General features: G+C 35.1%; 20 protein-coding genes. 11 read left to right on the forward strand and 9 right to left on the reverse strand.

From position 1 onward, the window contains the following. Window positions 1-43 precede the first annotated feature (43 nt). The 6 genes from DFQ03_RS15015 (at window position 44) to DFQ03_RS15040 (ending at window position 5,403) form a co-directional block, all read left to right on the forward strand. Entirely contained in the window at window positions 44-1,858 is a 1,815-nt protein-coding gene (locus DFQ03_RS15015; RefSeq protein WP_133674067.1) for a T9SS type B sorting domain-containing protein, read from the forward strand. Between the two features lie 63 nt (window positions 1,859-1,921). Next, on the forward strand, window positions 1,922-2,800 hold the full coding sequence (locus tag DFQ03_RS15020; RefSeq protein ID WP_133674068.1) for a cell division protein FtsX: 879 nt from the start codon (window positions 1,922-1,924) through the stop codon (window positions 2,798-2,800). A gap of 9 nt (window positions 2,801-2,809) precedes the next feature. After that, window positions 2,810-3,073 (forward strand): DUF3098 domain-containing protein, encoded by a 264-nt coding sequence (locus DFQ03_RS15025; protein WP_133674069.1) that lies wholly within the window; start codon window positions 2,810-2,812, stop codon window positions 3,071-3,073. After that, window positions 3,074-3,871, forward strand: coding sequence for an undecaprenyl-diphosphate phosphatase (locus DFQ03_RS15030; protein ID WP_133674070.1), 798 nt, complete (start codon window positions 3,074-3,076; stop codon window positions 3,869-3,871). A gap of 25 nt (window positions 3,872-3,896) precedes the next feature. Further along, window positions 3,897-4,610 (forward strand): tRNA pseudouridine(55) synthase TruB, encoded by a 714-nt coding sequence (truB, locus tag DFQ03_RS15035; RefSeq protein WP_133674071.1) that lies wholly within the window; start codon window positions 3,897-3,899, stop codon window positions 4,608-4,610. 64 nt (window positions 4,611-4,674) lie between these two features. Beyond that, window positions 4,675-5,403 carry a hypothetical protein gene (locus tag DFQ03_RS15040; protein WP_133674072.1) on the forward strand — a complete coding sequence of 243 codons (729 nt, stop codon included), beginning with the start codon at window positions 4,675-4,677 and terminating at the stop codon, window positions 5,401-5,403. Here the strand turns inward: DFQ03_RS15040 and DFQ03_RS15045 are convergent. The 5 genes from DFQ03_RS15045 to DFQ03_RS15065 are packed head-to-tail and all read right to left on the reverse strand — an operon-like array spanning window position 5,386 to window position 11,169. Next, a complete protein-coding gene (locus DFQ03_RS15045; RefSeq protein ID WP_133674073.1) occupies window positions 5,386-5,997 on the reverse strand; it encodes a thioredoxin family protein in 612 nt (203 codons plus the stop codon). The genes DFQ03_RS15040 and DFQ03_RS15045 overlap by 18 nt on opposite strands. A gap of 59 nt (window positions 5,998-6,056) precedes the next feature. Beyond that, on the reverse strand, window positions 6,057-7,460 hold the full coding sequence (locus DFQ03_RS15050) for a TolC family protein (protein ID WP_133674074.1): 1,404 nt from the start codon (window positions 7,458-7,460) through the stop codon (window positions 6,057-6,059). A gap of 2 nt (window positions 7,461-7,462) precedes the next feature. Then, a complete protein-coding gene (locus tag DFQ03_RS15055; protein WP_133674075.1) occupies window positions 7,463-8,815 on the reverse strand; it encodes an HlyD family secretion protein in 1,353 nt (450 codons plus the stop codon). Beyond that, window positions 8,808-10,490, reverse strand: coding sequence for a peptidase domain-containing ABC transporter (locus DFQ03_RS15060; RefSeq protein ID WP_133674076.1), 1,683 nt, complete (start codon window positions 10,488-10,490; stop codon window positions 8,808-8,810). The genes DFQ03_RS15055 and DFQ03_RS15060 overlap by 8 nt, the downstream gene beginning before the upstream one ends. Next, window positions 10,483-11,169 carry a TetR/AcrR family transcriptional regulator gene (locus tag DFQ03_RS15065; protein ID WP_133674077.1) on the reverse strand — a complete coding sequence of 229 codons (687 nt, stop codon included), beginning with the start codon at window positions 11,167-11,169 and terminating at the stop codon, window positions 10,483-10,485. Before DFQ03_RS15065 ends, DFQ03_RS15060 begins: the two co-directional genes overlap by 8 nt. 220 nt (window positions 11,170-11,389) lie before the next feature. Between DFQ03_RS15065 and DFQ03_RS15070 the strand changes: the two genes are divergently transcribed. The 3 genes from DFQ03_RS15070 to DFQ03_RS15080 are packed head-to-tail and all read left to right on the forward strand — an operon-like array spanning window position 11,390 to window position 13,238. After that, complete coding sequence (locus tag DFQ03_RS15070) at window positions 11,390-11,953, forward strand: DNA-3-methyladenine glycosylase I (protein WP_133674078.1); 564 nt, start codon at window positions 11,390-11,392, stop codon at window positions 11,951-11,953. A gap of 21 nt (window positions 11,954-11,974) precedes the next feature. Further along, entirely contained in the window at window positions 11,975-12,562 is a 588-nt protein-coding gene (locus tag DFQ03_RS15075; protein ID WP_243834518.1) for a hypothetical protein, read from the forward strand. Then, window positions 12,543-13,238: a DUF2490 domain-containing protein gene (locus DFQ03_RS15080; RefSeq protein ID WP_133674079.1), complete on the forward strand. Its 696-nt coding sequence runs from the start codon at window positions 12,543-12,545 to the stop codon at window positions 13,236-13,238. Before DFQ03_RS15075 ends, DFQ03_RS15080 begins: the two co-directional genes overlap by 20 nt. Here the strand turns inward: DFQ03_RS15080 and aat are convergent. Both aat and DFQ03_RS15090 read right to left on the reverse strand, forming a co-directional pair. Beyond that, window positions 13,230-13,862 (reverse strand): leucyl/phenylalanyl-tRNA--protein transferase, encoded by a 633-nt coding sequence (gene aat, locus DFQ03_RS15085; protein ID WP_133674080.1) that lies wholly within the window; start codon window positions 13,860-13,862, stop codon window positions 13,230-13,232. The two genes, DFQ03_RS15080 and aat, sit on opposite strands and share 9 nt — an antisense overlap. 134 nt (window positions 13,863-13,996) lie before the next feature. Continuing rightward, a complete protein-coding gene (locus DFQ03_RS15090; protein ID WP_133674081.1) occupies window positions 13,997-14,371 on the reverse strand; it encodes a DUF3127 domain-containing protein in 375 nt (124 codons plus the stop codon). A gap of 126 nt (window positions 14,372-14,497) precedes the next feature. On the opposite strand from DFQ03_RS15090, the gene DFQ03_RS15095 reads away from it, so the two are divergent. Beyond that, window positions 14,498-15,646, forward strand: coding sequence for a sensor histidine kinase (locus DFQ03_RS15095; protein ID WP_133674082.1), 1,149 nt, complete (start codon window positions 14,498-14,500; stop codon window positions 15,644-15,646). Window positions 15,647-15,648: 2 nt separating this feature from the next. Beyond that, window positions 15,649-16,005: a hypothetical protein gene (locus tag DFQ03_RS15100; RefSeq protein WP_133674083.1), complete on the forward strand. Its 357-nt coding sequence runs from the start codon at window positions 15,649-15,651 to the stop codon at window positions 16,003-16,005. Here DFQ03_RS15100 and DFQ03_RS15105 read toward each other — a convergent pair. Further along, window positions 15,992-16,384 carry an HIT family protein gene (locus DFQ03_RS15105; RefSeq protein WP_133674084.1) on the reverse strand — a complete coding sequence of 131 codons (393 nt, stop codon included), beginning with the start codon at window positions 16,382-16,384 and terminating at the stop codon, window positions 15,992-15,994. The genes DFQ03_RS15100 and DFQ03_RS15105 overlap by 14 nt on opposite strands. A gap of 77 nt (window positions 16,385-16,461) precedes the next feature. Beyond that, entirely contained in the window at window positions 16,462-16,938 is a 477-nt protein-coding gene (gene greA / locus DFQ03_RS15110) for a transcription elongation factor GreA (RefSeq protein ID WP_133674085.1), read from the reverse strand. Window positions 16,939-16,967: the final 29 nt, after the last annotated feature.

Below are 16,967 nucleotides of genomic sequence, written 5' to 3' on the forward strand. Positions count from 1 at the left end.
AATAATCTGTTTTTTAACCATTTTTTGCTTTGTTTCTATAGAAATGCATGCACAACTTGGTTTTTGTGGCGGTAATTCAGGCGACCCTATTTTTACCGAAGATTTTGGTTCTGGAACCACCGACGGACCAGAATTACCTGCCGGTACTACCACTTATAATTTTACCACTGGTACGCCCAATGATGGTGAATATACAATCTCTAGCACTACCAACTATTTTGACTGGTTATCTCTTCAAGACCATACACCGGGTGACAGTAACGGAAAAGCTTTTATTGTCAATGCAAGTTTTACGGCCGGCGAGTTTTACCAACGTCAAGTAACTGGCTTGTGCGAGAATACCACCTATGAATTTTCATCTTGGCTGATCAACCTACAATCTGCCAACAGTTGTGAAGGCAATAGCATACCTGTTAATGTACGTTTTCAAATATGGGATGAAACGGACACCAATATGCTTGCTCAAGGAGATACAGGGAGCATACCAGCAACAGGAACCACAGAATGGGAGCAATATGCTCTAGTTTTTAAAACCGAACCGGGTCAAACATCAGTTATTTTAAAAATGAGAAATAATAGTAATGGCGGTTGTGGGAATGATGTTGCCATCGATGATATATTATTCAGATCTTGTGGCGATAATGTTACCGTTGCTACTGCAGCCGATGAAGCTAGCTTAGTAGTTTGTGAAGACCAAGGTGGCATATCGAGAACGTTAACCGCAACACCGGACTCTTCTGTTTTTAGTACCCATGCCTACCAATGGCAGCAAAGCACTGACCAACAAACGTGGACAGATATCCCTGAAGAGAACAGTGCTGTATTTGACACCCCGGCAGTTACTGCCACCACTTATTTTAGAACAAAAATTGCAGAAGATATTATCAATGTAAATAACGATTTGTGCAACGTGGTATCCGATGTTTTTGACATTACCGTTCTACCTATTCCCGCTGCTCCTACGAGTAACGGAGATGTAACCATCTGTGAAGGAGAACTAGGCACGCTAACCGTCAATACACAAAATTCATATTCCATTAATTGGTACGATGCCGCCATTGGCGGAAATTTGATTTTATCTGACAACCAGAATTTAGAAATTGGCATTGCCGGCACCTATTATGCAGAAGCTAATTCTACAGAAATTGAATGCGCATCTACTACTAGAACGGCAGTCACTTTAACCGTTAATCCGTCACCCGTTGTACCTGATGATTCTAGTACATTTTTATGTGAAGATTCTTCTACCTCCTTAGATGCAGAAATTGAAAATGTTACGTATCAATGGTCTACTGGTGCGACCACCCAACAAATCGATGTTGCCGAACCCGGCGAATACGATGTCATCATCACCAATACAAATGGATGCTCAGCCACACGTAAATTTACAGTTGAACAAATAGATTTACCTCGAATTGATAAAATAGTATCTGACGGTCCCACAATAGTAGTCTCTACTGCCAACGGTGGAAATTTCGAATATTCTTTAGATGGTAGGTCATTTCAACCTAGTCCTTTTTTTGATGCCGTAGCAGGCGGTTTTTATACTATTTACGTGCAAGACAATACAAATTGTGGCGTAGTAACAGAAGATTTTTATCACTTGGTCATTCCAAAATTCTTTACTCCCAACGGAGATACATTCAATGATATTTTTGCTCCTGACGGACTTGAGGTTTTTAATTCTGTTACGATCTCAATTTTTGACCGCTACGGAAAGCTCTTAAAATTTGGAAATACAAATTCCACCTCTTGGGACGGTACTTTTCAAGGTGAACGATTGCCAGAAGATGATTATTGGTATCTCATTACCGCAGATTCTATTCAATTAAAGGGTAACTTTAGTTTAAAACGTTAAGGCTTTATTTTTTTAAGTTCCATTTAACAATACTTTGCTATTTTTACTGCACTTTTAAGTACTATGGCGAACTCCTTCGAAAATTATCAAAGACGCAAACTTATCTCCTCCTATTTTTCTGTGGTGCTGAGTATTGCATTAGTCTTGTTCCTACTGGGCATTTTAGGATTATTGGTTTTGAACACCAAAAAAATGGCTGATCGTTCTAAAGAGCAAATCACCATTTCTGTCTTTTTAAAAGAAAATACAAAAGAAATTGAAGTAGAACAACTTCAAAAGACCTTGGCAATGTCTGAATACACGAAATCTTCTACTTACGTATCTAAAGAGGAAGCTGCCGAGCAACATAGCGAAGAAATCGGCGAAGACTTTGTTGACTATTTAGGCTACAATCCGCTAAAGAACTCTATCGATGTAAAGTTGAATGCAGATTTCGTTACTGCAGAGAAAGTACAAGAAATTGCCGATACCCTTTCAGAAAAGAGTTTTGTCGATGAAGTTAGTTATGACAAGGTATTAGTAAGCATGGTAGCCAAGAGCGTTGAACAAATTGGTTTCTGGATTTTAGTTGCCAGCGCTATTTTCACTTTTATAGCTGTATTATTGATTAACAGTTCTATCAGACTATCTATCTATTCTAAAAGATTTATCATCAAAACCATGCAAATGGTGGGGGCTACAAAGACCTTTATTAGAAGACCTTTTATATGGCAAAACATTAAACTTGGTATGATCGGTGCCGCAATTGCTTTATTGGCTATTGGTGGTGTCGTGTACTACGTAAATACTAATTTTCAAGATTTAGGGCTGTTCGATGAGCCTTATATTTTGGTCATTTTATTTGTTAGCGTTTTTCTATTGGGAATACTTATTTCGTTCATTAGCACCTATTTCGCGACCCAACGCTTCTTAAATCTTAGAACGGACGAATTATATTATTAAATTTGCGGCATGAGTAAAAATAACAAAGTAGAACAGCATACTAAACAAGAATTTATTTTTCAAAAGAAAAATTATATGTTCATGTTCATTGGTCTTGCCTGTATTGCGATAGGTTTTATTTTAATGAGCGGTGGCGGCAGCGATGACCCCAACGTATTTAACCCTGAAATCTATAATTTTAGAAGAATTAGACTTGCACCGACTTTAGTGCTAATTGGCTTAGGTATAGAAATTTATGCCATTTTATTGAACCCACACAAAAAGAAAGATTAATTGGATACATTAGATGCTATTATACTCGGTATTATTCAAGGATTGACCGAGTTTCTACCCGTTTCTTCGAGTGGTCATTTAGAATTGGGCAAAGCCATTTTAGGAGACAATTCTGTACAAGAAGAAAGCTTATTATTTACCGTAGTACTTCACTTTGCTACTGCATTGAGTACCATCGTTGTTTTTAGAAAAGATATTTGGGAAATTTTAAGCGGTTTGTTTCAATTTAAATGGAACGAAGAAAATCAGTTTTCTACCAAGATCATCATCTCTATGCTTCCTGCCGTATTTGTGGGTTTGTTCTTTGAAGAACAATTAGAAGCATTTTTTGGTGGTAATATTAGATTTGTTGGCTTTATGCTGATTATAACCGCGATCTTATTATACTTCGCCGACAAAGCAAAAGATACAGACAAGAAAGTGAGTTTTACAAACGCATTTATCGTAGGTCTATCTCAAGCAATTGCCATGTTACCTGGTATTTCACGTAGTGGAGCTACAATTTCTACCTCTGTTCTTTTAGGTGTAGACAAATCGAAAGCTGCAAGATTTTCTTTCTTGATGGTCGTACCATTGATTTTTGGCAAAATTGCCAAAGATCTTATGAGCGGAGATTTAACTTTTGACGGAGAAAATAATGTAGCGATGGGCGCAGGTTTCATCGCCGCCTTTGTTGCCGGACTTGCCGCTTGTACATGGATGATCCAATTAGTTCGTAAAAGTAAGCTCTCCTATTTTGCCATCTACTGCCTTGTTGTAGGATTGATTGCGGTTATATACGGATTCACTAATCCGTAATACTTAAATAAAACACCCCATATTCATGAAAGATTTGACCAAAGAAGATTATTTAAACGGTCAGGTATTATTGATCGATAAACCACTAGAATGGTCTTCTTTTCAAGCGGTCAATAAATTAAAGTGGGCTATCAGAAAAAAGTTCAGTTTAAAGAAATTTAAAATCGGGCATGCTGGCACTTTAGATCCTTTAGCAACGGGACTACTTATTATTTGTACCGGAAAATTCACCAAAAAAATAACCGAATACCAAGGTCAAGAAAAAGAGTATACAGGTATATTTACTTTAGGTGCCACCACAGCTTCTTACGACCTTGAAACAGAAATAAACGAAACTTTCGCTACGGATCACATTTCGCCTGATCTTATTAAATCTACCACCAAAGAATTCATAGGTGATATCGAACAGGCACCACCTGTTTTCTCTGCATTAAAAAAAGACGGTAAACGGCTTTATGAACTGGCTCGTGAAGGAAAAACAGTTGATATCCCAAAACGAAAAGTAAATGTCAGTGCTTTTGAAATTACCGCTATCGATGGCTTGAATATTCACTTTAGAATTGCATGCAGCAAAGGAACTTACATACGATCTATTGCCCATGACTTTGGGAAAGCACTAAATTCTGGAGCACATTTATCTGAATTAAGAAGAACCAAAATAGGTGATTTTAACGTAGATAATGCTCAAGACCCTTTGGTTTTTGCCGATATATTATTAGGACCAGAAGAAAATAGGTAACAAACATTTGATTGCCATTTATCGATTTTCTAAAATATTTTGGTATTATTAAGGTTATATATCTATGAATCTGAACAGAAAACAATTATCATTACTTGCCACTACCTTTAGCTTGTCTATTGTAGTGTTGGTATTGTATAATATTCAGTTTGGTGGTCAAGAAGAATCTAAAGAAGATTATGTTGTTGAAATGGTCATGGATCCTGAAGTTTTAGAAGAAATTTTAAAAGATGAAGAGCCACAAGAAGATTTAGCAAAAGCAGATCCTATAAAAAGTCATTTAGCTTTTAACGAAACAGCAAAACCTAGTTATGGCAATCCTGAGCCTTTGCAAACTTTAGAAGAGTTAATGGAAGAGCGCAATGAGATGAGCGATGGCGATCCTACCGAAAATTTAATTTCTGACTCAGGTTATTCTGAGAGAGTAAAAGCTCTAGCTAAAAAACGAGAAGAGAAAAAACAGCTTTTAGGCGAAAAGGAAGCGCAAAAGAAAGAGTTTACAAACAACCTTGCAGCAAGAAGAACCTCAGTTTCATATTCTTTAGTGGATCGAAACAATTATAAATTACCCCCTCCGATTTATACTTGTATCGAAGGAGGAAAAGTGGTTATCAATATTGAAGTAAATGCTTTAGGCTATGTAACCGATGCAGATTATAATGAAAAAAGTTCTGGTACTTCTAACGGATGTCTTGTTGACAACGCCATTAATTATGCTTTAAAAGCAAGATTCGATTCTTCTGATAAAGACTCTCAAAAAGGTACTATTACCTACTTATTTCAAGGGAAATAACTTCAGCAAATCTTCTAAAATACTTTGCCCTTTATCCTTATTATAAAATAACTGTAAATCTTGTTTAAACTCAGGTGTTAAAGTTCCATGCGCTGTTTTATAATCTTCAACCAGCTTTGTTGCTATCATTGACCTTGGTCCCCAAGTTGCCAGTACAGAAGCTTCTGCTATATCTGTTGCTATCAACTTCGGAATGGACATGCCACCGTTGGTTAAAAACTGATTCATAATATCTAAATTCTCATCACGAAGAATGATAGACAAGGTTATATTCGGATTAATCTCAGCAATCTTGTTCATTACCGGTAATGCAGGCGAGGCATCACCACACCAGCTTTCTGATAATACCAACCACGAAATTTTCTGATCGACAGATTTAATCTTAGCCACGGCAGCATCGCTAAACTTCAAGGTTTTGTCCCATCTACGCATACGGCTATTATTCAACTGTGTGTACTGAGATAATGCTTCTGATTGCTCAGAACCAGTAGACTCACCCTTTTCAGCCAAATCTGAAACTAGTGTTCTGTATTCTGAATAGCTATAACTTGACGCTAGTCCTTTTTTAATTAAATTTTCTATTACTAATTCCATGCGAAGGCTAAATTTATAATCTCTAATCGAACGCTTTAGTAGCAATTAAAGTACAATACTTACAAATTCTCAGGATTGACCGCTAGACTATTGAATAGCTTAGCCTTTGCCGTAAAATATTTATTCTCTACCTGGTTTTGTTTTAAAACAGCATCTATCAGTTTGGTTTCTCTAGAATTAATCAAGAAAAGTGAACTTTCTCCAAAACTGAATTTTCGTTCTTCGGCAGCTAGTAACACTTCATAACTCGCCACAATATCATCTATCAATATATTCTGGTTCTCAAAAGAATCTAACTCATTATAAATGGCCGTTATTTTATTCTGAATCTGAACCTCAGCATTATCAAGCTCGAATTGTGCATCTTTTAATTTCAATTTCGCCAATTTTAAATCTCCCCGCTCTTTTCTAAGAAATAAGGGAAGCTCAAAATTCAATCCCGCTTTATAATTTTGTGTTTCAAATGAATTCAAGTACTCTGGCTCATCAGTTATAAACTTATATTCTACATCTATTCTAGGCAACAGCTTATTTGTTTTTAGTCGTTTATCTACAACCAGTCCATCAATTTTATATCCTAATGATTTTAACTTCGGATGATTCTCTAACACAAAACTATCCAACGGTTTTCCTAAAATTTCTAGAGCTTGATCTATCTCGGTATCTAAAGACGTATCTGGCACAACTTCTTGCTGCAATTCCATCGGTATGTTTTCACCCATCCACAGGTAATTAGAAAGTTCTAGTCTGGCATTACGTAAAGCTACATTTGCTTGTTCAAGCTCTAATGCTCTATTTTGTACCGAAATCTTTGCCTCTACAGTGTCTATAGCAGCTATTTCACCTGCTTGCGCACTTCGGTTAACTCCCTTCAATCGAACTTTAGCATTCAACAAAAAATCATTGAACAACAAACTATTTCTATACGCTTGCAACCAATTGAAATACGCCAAAGATGCATCGAACAAAATCTGATTAACCAATAAATCTCTATCTGCTTTTGACTGCTCTCTAAAAAACTTTGCTTTTTTTACGGTAGCCATACGCTCGTTCATCCAAGAGCCGCGACCTAAAGAAAGGGCAACCCCTGCACTATATAATCCATCATCGGGCACATTTCTTTCTGCATTCAAATATTCGCCAGAATATTGCTCGAACTCACCCTTCAATTCAATACCGTACCACGTAGGCACTTTAAAGGTTGAATTCAATAAATCGTAATATTCGGTACCTTTAAATTCTTTGGTTGAATAATCAACAGAAATCTTAGGATCAAAGCCGCCTCGTGCCTTCATTAGGTTTGCTTGACCAACACTCATCACCATCTCTGCTTGTTTTGCAATAGGATGATATTTTTTTACATAACCCAAGTACTCTCTAAAATTTAGTTGTACAGAATCTGTAGTCTGAGCATTCGCAAACAACCCAGTCATTAGACATAAAAAAATAACAATTCTCTTCATCGTTATTTTTTTATAGGTTTATCTTGAGCACCTTCAGGCTGATAATAATTAGCAGGAAAACCGTTCAGCTGACGCCATAATTCATACCAAATAGGCACATCTTCTAACAATGCAATCGTATTTGCCCCAGAACCTACACGTAAGGCTTCTGGCCATGCTTGATCTTCTGTATCGGGCGACAACAATACTCGATACTTTCCATTCGGATTTATAAAGGTCTCTATAGCAACCACCTTACCGGCATATGTACCGTAAGATGCATTTGGCCAACCACTAAATACAATTGCAGGCCAACCATCGAACTGAATCCTAACCGATTCGCCTAAATGAATCAACGGTAAATCTATAGGATTCACAAAAGTTTCTACTGCCATATCATACTGTGCCGGCATAATACCTACTAACGGAGTACCTTCTTTAAAAGTCTCGCCGATACCTGCAGTAAGCACTTTATTGATATAACCGTTTTGTGGTGCTCGAATGTAACGTAGCTCGCTTCGCATTTGGTAATTCGTATAATCGTTTTCTAGTTTACTTACCTGTGCCTCTGAATCGAATTGATTTGACATTGCCGTAAACTTATCGCTCTGCGCCTTTGAAATTTTATCGGTGTATGAAGCCTGAACCCTATTAATCTCTACCTCTGCGTTGATAATCTCATTTTTAGCGGCCAACAGTTTATTCTCTTGAGAAAGCAACTTTGCCTGTGTCTCTTGTAATTTTAAACGCTTTTCTTCAACATCGGTTACCGCCTTTAAGCCTTCGCTTTGTAACTGAGCTGTACGCTCATATTGGCGCTCGGCAATTTTAATATTGGTTTTTGCAGCTTCAAAATCTATGCTATCGCTTTGTGCTTTTAATTTTGATTGTAGCAACTTGTTTTTAGCTTGCTCTAGCTTTAATCGTCTTTCATTAATAAGTGCCGCCACCTGATTATCTAATGATTTTACTTTATCACCATATGAGCTTACCGATGAACTTTTCGACTTTAATTGCTGCCCTGTTCTTTCTACTAAATCTGGATCGAAATATTCTGATTTAACTTCAGATATAAAAAGGATGGTATCGCCCTTTTTTACATAATCACCTTCTTGTACATACCACTCTTCAATTCTACCCGGTATTTGAGATTGAATAGTTTGTGGTCTTTGACCAGGTGTTAGTGTAGTTAAAAATCCTCTTGCATTAATCGTCTGTGTCCATGGTAGAAACAATACGATTACACCTACCACGGCAAAAGCGAACAGAAATCTATTAAAATGCTTGTAATGCCTTTGGTGATTTACTTTTTGAACGGATTTAAATCGTTCAATAGATACCTTTTCGTTTAATTTTTTATGAGATATATTAAGCATCTTTTCCTGAGATTTCGTTAATAATCTGTCCTTTGTCCATGGTGATTATTCGTGAACACTTTTTGATCCACTTATCATTTTCACTTACTACAAGTAAAGCCCAACCGTTAGATGAATCACTTAAAAAGTTAAGAATGCGATCTGCCTCTTCACCATTAAACTGATCCAAAGGATCTTTTAGAATTAGAAGCTTAGGTTTTCGAACAATGCTTCTTGCCAGCACAATTTTTTTAGATACCGTATACGGAATCTGCTTGCCTTCTGGATATAGCACCGTATTTAAACCATCTGGTTGTTTCTTTACAAAATCTGTAAGTCCAACCTTATCCAACGCCCAATACACTTGTTCATTTGTAGTTTCTTTATCTCCAAAAGTGATGTTATGTAAAATGGTTCCTTCAAAGGGAGATTCTTCTGGTAATGATTGACCAAGATGTGAGCGATAGTAATTTAAATTCATCCCTTTTAAAGAAACTCCGTCTACATATACTCCACCGCTATCTGGCTCTAAAATTCCGGCAATAATTCGCAACAAGGTATTTTTACCAGACCCACTACTACCTCTTAAAAGAATTGTACATGTTGGTGAAATAGTCAAACTTAAATTAGAAATTATCTGTCTTTTTTGTTGGGGTACACTATAAGAGATATCACTTAACTCAACAGTGAAAGCTTGGTTCTCCAAGAAAGGCTTTTCACCTTCTTGTATTTCCAACTCTTTATCTACCACCTGACCCATTTTCTCTAAAGATGTCAACAAATCATAAAAGGTCTCTAAACCAAGAATCAATTTCTCAACAGAACTTATCACCAAAAGAATTATAATTTCTGCAGCAACGAATTGACCAATATTCATCTCTTGATTCAGTACCAACAAACCTCCAATCAGTAAAAGTCCGGCAGTAACCAGAACCTTAAAACCGATCATTTGTATAAATTGAAGTACAATGACCCTAAAGTGACTTTCCCTTGCATTCAAATATTCAACCACCAAGGTGTCGTTCTTATCTAATGCATGAGAAGTTTTACCCGATAATTTAAAACTAACGATAGAACGAGCAATCTCTTGAAGCCAGTGTGCTACTTTATATTTACTCTTTGATTCATCTAAACTAGTGTCTAAACCTCGTTGTGCCGTAAACTTAAAAACCACATAAATCAATAAAAGCAACAACATACCATACACTATAAAAAATGGATGATAAAAAGATAATAGCAACAACCCGAAAACAATTTGCAATAGTGCAGCAGGAAAATCTATCAACACTTTTGACAAAGATTTCTGAATGGTCAAGGTATCAAAAAACCTATTCGCCAATTCTGGCGGATAGTAATTATGAAGTTCACTCATTTTTATTTTAGGAAAACGATATGCAAACTCGAACGATGCCCGAGTAAATATTTTTTGCTGAACATTTTCTATAATTCTTATTTGCATTAATTGCAGAATACCAACAAATGCCACACCTACGGTCACACCTATTACCAAAACCACCCATGATGAACTTATTTGAGCACCTTGCATTAAATTGATAATCGCCTGTATACCTAAAGGCAAAGAAAGGTTAACGATACCAGCAAATATGGCGTAGTAGAATACCTGAAATATATCTTTCTTATCTAGTTTCAACAAGCCAAGAAATCGTTGCCAGGCGGTTAGTATATTTTTATTCATCTACGTCTTTGTTTAGTGTATTAAATACTAGGTGAGTTAAATATTGTGTCGGAGTTACTATCTCATTACAGTCTGTTAGAGAAGGAAAATGTTCTTTCAAAAAATGCTGATGTAATCCGTTTTCAAGTATTGTACTGGATAAACTCATAGCATACGGATAATCTGAATTCACCTCTGATATCATTTCACCCAGCCTACCTACAAGTCTTTTATAAATACTATAAAAACCTTCTTTATTTTCTGCATCTACTTCTTTGGTCAAATAAGATTTTGAATATTCATTGATTACAATCTTATTCAGCAACACTTCATTGATATGTGAAAACGCTGAATCTTCTTTTACTTCTCTTGTAATAATTAAAATAGATTTCAGCAATTTCTCTTTCGGATTTTTTATACTATTAGTAGCAAATACGAGTTGATACTCCATCCATCCCCAATACCATGATGTTAGATATAATAGTAATTTATGCTTGTTTTCAAAATAACGGTAAATAGAACTTTCGTTAGATCCTATTTGAAGTCCCAATTTTTTAAACGTAAAGTTTTCAAAGCCTTTTTCATTAATCATTTGAATACTGATCTCAATGATTTTTCTACCCAAATCTGAAGACTCAGGGTCTTTTAAAAATAACTTCTCATTGATTCTAATTTGTACACTTTGCAGCAATCTATCCATAATCGACTGTAATTTATTCGATTGCAAATATAATAGTATTACTATTATAATATAACAGTTTAACATTTAATAAAGAATGCAAAACAATTAATTTGTAACTCATATACCTATTTTAATAGAACTTTGGTTCTATTAAAATTATAAACATCATACCTCAATACACCAGAACACATCTTATTTCTCATCATTTTCAATACTTTTGTTACTTAATTATTTTACTATGGAACCTAATAGATGTGGCTGGTGCAAAGGTGATACACTTTACGAAGCTTATCATGATCAAGAATGGGGAGTTCCTGTTAAAGATGATGAGCTTTTGTTCGAATTTTTAGTACTTGAAACCTTTCAAGCAGGCTTAAGCTGGATAACCATTTTAAAAAGAAGAGAGAACTTTAGAGTAGCATTTGATCATTTTGATTATAAGAAAATTGCCAAATACCCTGAAACTAAAATATTATCTTTATTACAGGATGAAGGTATTATTAGAAACAAACTAAAAGTTCGGGCTACTGTGACCAATGCCATAGCATATCAAGAAATTCAAAAAGAGTTTGGCAGTTTTAGCAGCTATATTTGGAATTTTGTAAACAACAAACCTATTATAAATGAGGTCGTAAATTATAAAGATGCCCCTGCCAATACTCCAATTTCAGATGCTATTAGTAAAGACCTAAAAAAACGAGGATTTAAATTCGTCGGTAGTACCATCGTTTATGCATTTATGCAGGCTACAGGTATGGTAAACGATCATCAAGCAGATTGCTTTAGGTATAATCAAGTATAGCAAAAACCAATTTCAACTAACATGAAAAATCATCTTTTAAAAATAACTATTGCTGTATTTCTATTCTGTTTTCAATTAAGTTATTCTCAATACAAATATGAAAGAGAACATCGTATTCTTAAATCTCAATTCCCAGCTTTGGCAATTGCGAACATTAAGGAAAATATTACAGATTTTAAGCGTATTAAATTCTACAAAGAAACCGATAGCACTAAAATTAGTTATGAGGCCAAACTTAAGAAAGACAAGCTTTGGTACAGTATAGAATTTAATGAAGAAGGTATATTAGAAGATATAGAAATACTCATTAAATCTACTGATGTACCTAATGATACCTATGCCAAAATAGTAGGTTATTTAAACAATAATTTCTCTAAATATAAAATAAAGAGACTTCAACAACAATATCCTTCAAATAATGATACTGTGGAGGATATCTTTAAAAACGCATTCCAGAACCTAATCCTACCTTCTAACAACTATGAAATTGTTGTGGTAGGCAAAAAAGACAAAGGGTATTTAGACTATGAAATTCTGTTCGATGCAGAAGGTAATTTCAAAAAAATAAGAACTTCTCTTCCTCCAAATTATGATTACGTACTGTACTAGAATGCGGTTCTGTATAGTCCTTTTTTTATTTTTAGGCACTTACCTCGCTCGATCGCAAAATAATACAACCGCCTATTGGGAGCCTGAAGTTGCTTTAAACTATAAGGTTACCCCGGTACTTAAACAGAACTTTTCTTTATCGAATAGAAACTATACGTACCAAGACAACAAGTCTCAACTGACCATACGACAAATAGAAATTGCCCATTTTTCATCTTTAACAATCGATCCTTATAAGAGCATAGGTTTAGGTGTTCAATATCGATTTAGAGAGGCATTTGAAAGTGATAAGGAAAACGAACTTAGGCTTACCCAGCAATTCAATATTACTAAAAAAACAAATAGTGCTCGCTTTGGTAACCGATTTAGATTAGAGCAACGTATTCAACCCTCTAATTTAGTTCATCGTTTTAGATATCGTTTCGCAGTAGATATGCCATTAAATGGTTTAAAGTTGGATATTGGGGAGCCTTATCTAGTAGCCACCACAGAATCTTTGTTAAGTGTAGGTAAAAATATAAAACCTATGTATGATCAACGACTAACCTCACAAATAGGTTGGTCTATCACACAACATCTAAAAGCACAATTAGGAGTGCAGTTTAGAATGGAGAATTACACCAAGCAAACAGAATACGTTTTCTTATTTTTAAACAGTCTAGTCATCTCAATTTAGAAACTTCATAAATTCTTCTCTTGATATTTCTTGTGCGCCCATACTTTCTAAATGATCAGTATGTAGTTGGCAATCTATAACCTTATACTCTTTAGCTTTTAAATCTTCGGCTAGTTTAATAAAAGCAAATTTTGATGCGTTAGAAGTTAAACTGAACATACTTTCACCACAAAACACATTACCTAAATCAACACCATAAAGTCCCCCAACCAAAGTATCGCCTTCCCATACTTCATAAGATTTTGCGATACCTTTTTCATGTAATTCTAAATATGCATTTTTCATATCATCGGTGATCCAAGTACCATCTTGACCTTCTCGAGGTACAGATGAGCAATACTCCAACACTTCTTGAAAACAAGTATTTCTAGTTAATCGAAATTGTTCGTTGCGAATAACTTTTCGCATACTTTTTGAGATTTTTATTTGATCGGGATATAGGATCATTCTGGGATCAGGACTCCACCATAAAATAATAGAATCATTATCGAACCATGGGAAAATTCCGCTTTGGTATGCCAAAAGCAATCGTTCTGGAGAGAGGTCGCCGCCCACTGCCAATAAGCCTTCTACATTGGCACTATCTACTGGTGGAAAAATAAGTTCATCGGTCAAAAAATACATGACTAGCTGCGGCTTTTTAATTTTCGTTCAAAATAATTAAAGGTCGTAAAACAAAAAAACTTGTTTAACTATTTAAAGCTAAACAAGTCTACTATTATAAAGACAAAACGTCTTATAAAATTTCTTTACAATTCTTAGAAAGGAAGATCATCATGATCCTCTTCATTTAAATTATCGGCCGGCTCAAAAGCCTCCATTGGTGCAACTGGTGGCATACCCGATGCCGCTCCTTGAGATGCACCTTCTATACGCCATCCTTGAATAGAGTTAAAGTACTTTACTTGACCTTGAGGATTTGTCCATTCTCTTCCTCTAAGGTTAATACTCACCTTAACATCTTGCCCAACAGCATAACTGTTCAATAAATCACATTTATCTTGAACAAACTCGACCATTATATGTTGTGGATATTGCTCGTCTGTAGTAACAACTAATTCTCTTTTTCTAAAGCCATTAGACCCAAAAGTTTGGGTTTCTCCAATCAATTTTACTTTACCTTCTATTTCCATCTTGAACTCTTTTTACAATAGAGTCCAAAAATACATAAAATGATGCTGTAATAAAACATGCTACTAGGATAACAACACAACAATTATTCACAATTAGGGTTATCTTTAGTATTAGACAGCTATTGGATGAACTTTATTCCTAAAAACAAAATTTCCAACATTTTTCTATTGATAGGCTCTTTCGTGGTGGTGAGTCTAATCTTATGGAATACCAATAGCTTTTTCAAACAATTTAAAGAAGAAGAACGCCTTAAAATGGAAATTTGGGCTACCGCACAGTCAGAATTTTTACAATCTTCTGAAACCGTTGATTTAGGAAGTCTTCACTTGAAAGTTTTCCAAAACAATACCTCTACCCCAATGATCCTTATCAATAAAGATAAGTCTATAAGGGTAAATAATTTTCCGCCGAACAAGTCTAAAGACTCCGCTTATATTCAAAGTCAACTCAGAAAATTCAAGAACGAAAACACACCCATATCCATAGATCAACAAGGAGAACATTTAGCCACTTTGTATTATGGCAATTCTGATGTATTAACTAAATTAAAATTTTACCCGATTGCCCTACTTCTTATTATTTTTCTATTCGCAGCGGTAATCTATTTTCTTTTTAAAACAAATAAAGCTTCAGAACAGAATAAACTATGGGCAGGTATGGCAAAAGAAACCGCACACCAAATCGGCACACCACTTTCTTCTCTCTTAGGCTGGAACGAATTATTGAAATCTGAAGCAATCAATCCCAGCATTACCAAGGAAATTGAAAAAGATATTGATCGATTACAGACCATAACCGAGCGTTTTTCTAAAATTGGCTCGTTACCTAAACTTGTAGAAAGTGACATTGTAAAAGAAACACAAGATGCTTTCGAATATCTAAAGCGCAGAAGCTCAAAACTTATACATTTTTCATTTAATACCAAGGTGGATCACTTACCTGTTATGCTGAACAGTTCTTTATACAATTGGACAATAGAAAATTTAGTAAAAAACGGAATTGATGCCATGAGAGGCAAGGGTAGTATTGCCATAGAAATAGTTCAAGACAATAAATTTGTGAATATTTTAATAGCCGATACGGGTCATGGTATTTCTAAAAGCAACTATAATAGTATCTTTACACCCGGCTTTACCTCAAAAAAGAGAGGTTGGGGCCTAGGACTTTCTTTGGTCAAGCGTATTGTGGAAGAATATCACGATGGAAAAATAAAGGTGTTATCATCTGGAAAAGAAGGAACTATAATGCAAATTTCTTTAAAAGTATCTCACTAATTATGGCGAAGGAAAAATTAGAAGTTATTAAGGAAGCTAAACTAAGCAATAACTGTCCTGAGTGTTTTAATCAAGATTTAAATCTTACTTTTTATCAAAAACATACCTACGGTAGCTTCTTTCATAAAATTACGAGCGAACTAAGCAACAAATTAATTTGCAATACTTGCCATTCAACAATTTACCCTGTTAGCTGGACAGATGATATTGAACGCATGTTCAACTACTACCAAAAAACGGCTATACCCGCTAAAAAATCATCTAAACCTACATTGCTTTTTTATAGCCTTATCTTAGTCTTAATAGCATTGTTCGCCGGCTTAGTTTACTTATTTATTTCTGGAGCTATTCAACTTTAGAACCAATTTCACTGGCAAGATCAGCAAGTTCTTCGTTACTTAATTTTACCTTGTGTTGAAAAGTAGCATCTTTCATTTCATTTAATGGAATCAAATGAACATGCACATGTGGCACCTCTAAACCAATAACAGACATACCCACACGCTTACAATCAACTGTTCTCTCCAATGCCTTACCTACTTTTCTTGAAAAAGACATTAAACCTAAATAGGTTTCTTCATCTAAGTCCAATATTTTGTTCACCTCTTTTTTAGGTATACACAATGTATGCCCTTTTGCATTCGGATTGATATCTAAAAAAGCTAAGAAGTTTTCATCTTCGAAAACTTTAAAACATGGAATTTCACCATTTATAATCTTAGTAAATATTGTTGGCATAGTAATTCTTATTTTGTGGTAATAAAAAAATCCTACCCTTTAAAAAGGATAGGATTAAATATAGTTATTTAAAAAATTTAAGATCTTGTAATTTCAAGAATTTCAAATTTAATAGCTCCGCTTGGCACTGCAATCTCTGCCGTGTCACCTACTTTTTTACCTAATAGCCCTTTACCAATTGGTGAATTCACAGAAATTTTTCCTGTTTTGGTATCAGCTTCACTTTCAGCCACTAACTTATACGACATTTCCATGCCATTATTTTGATTTTTCAATTTCACCGTAGATAGTACCAAAACCTTTGAAGTATCTAATTGAGATTCGTCAATTAAACGTGCATTAGCCACTGTGTTCTCCATTTTCGAAATTTTCATTTCTAAAAGACCTTGCGCTTCTTTTGCAGCATCGTACTCAGCATTTTCAGACAAATCGCCTTTATCTCTTGCCTCGGCAATTGCTTGAGACGCCTTTGGGCGTTCTACATCTCGTAAATGATTTAGTTCTGCCTTGAGTTTTTTTAACCCCTCGACTGTATAGTATGATATGTTACTCATAACTTCCTCGTTTTATAAATAGACAAATC

This window comes from Maribacter caenipelagi (assembly GCF_004364175.1).
Taxonomy (GTDB): domain Bacteria; phylum Bacteroidota; class Bacteroidia; order Flavobacteriales; family Flavobacteriaceae; genus Maribacter; species Maribacter caenipelagi.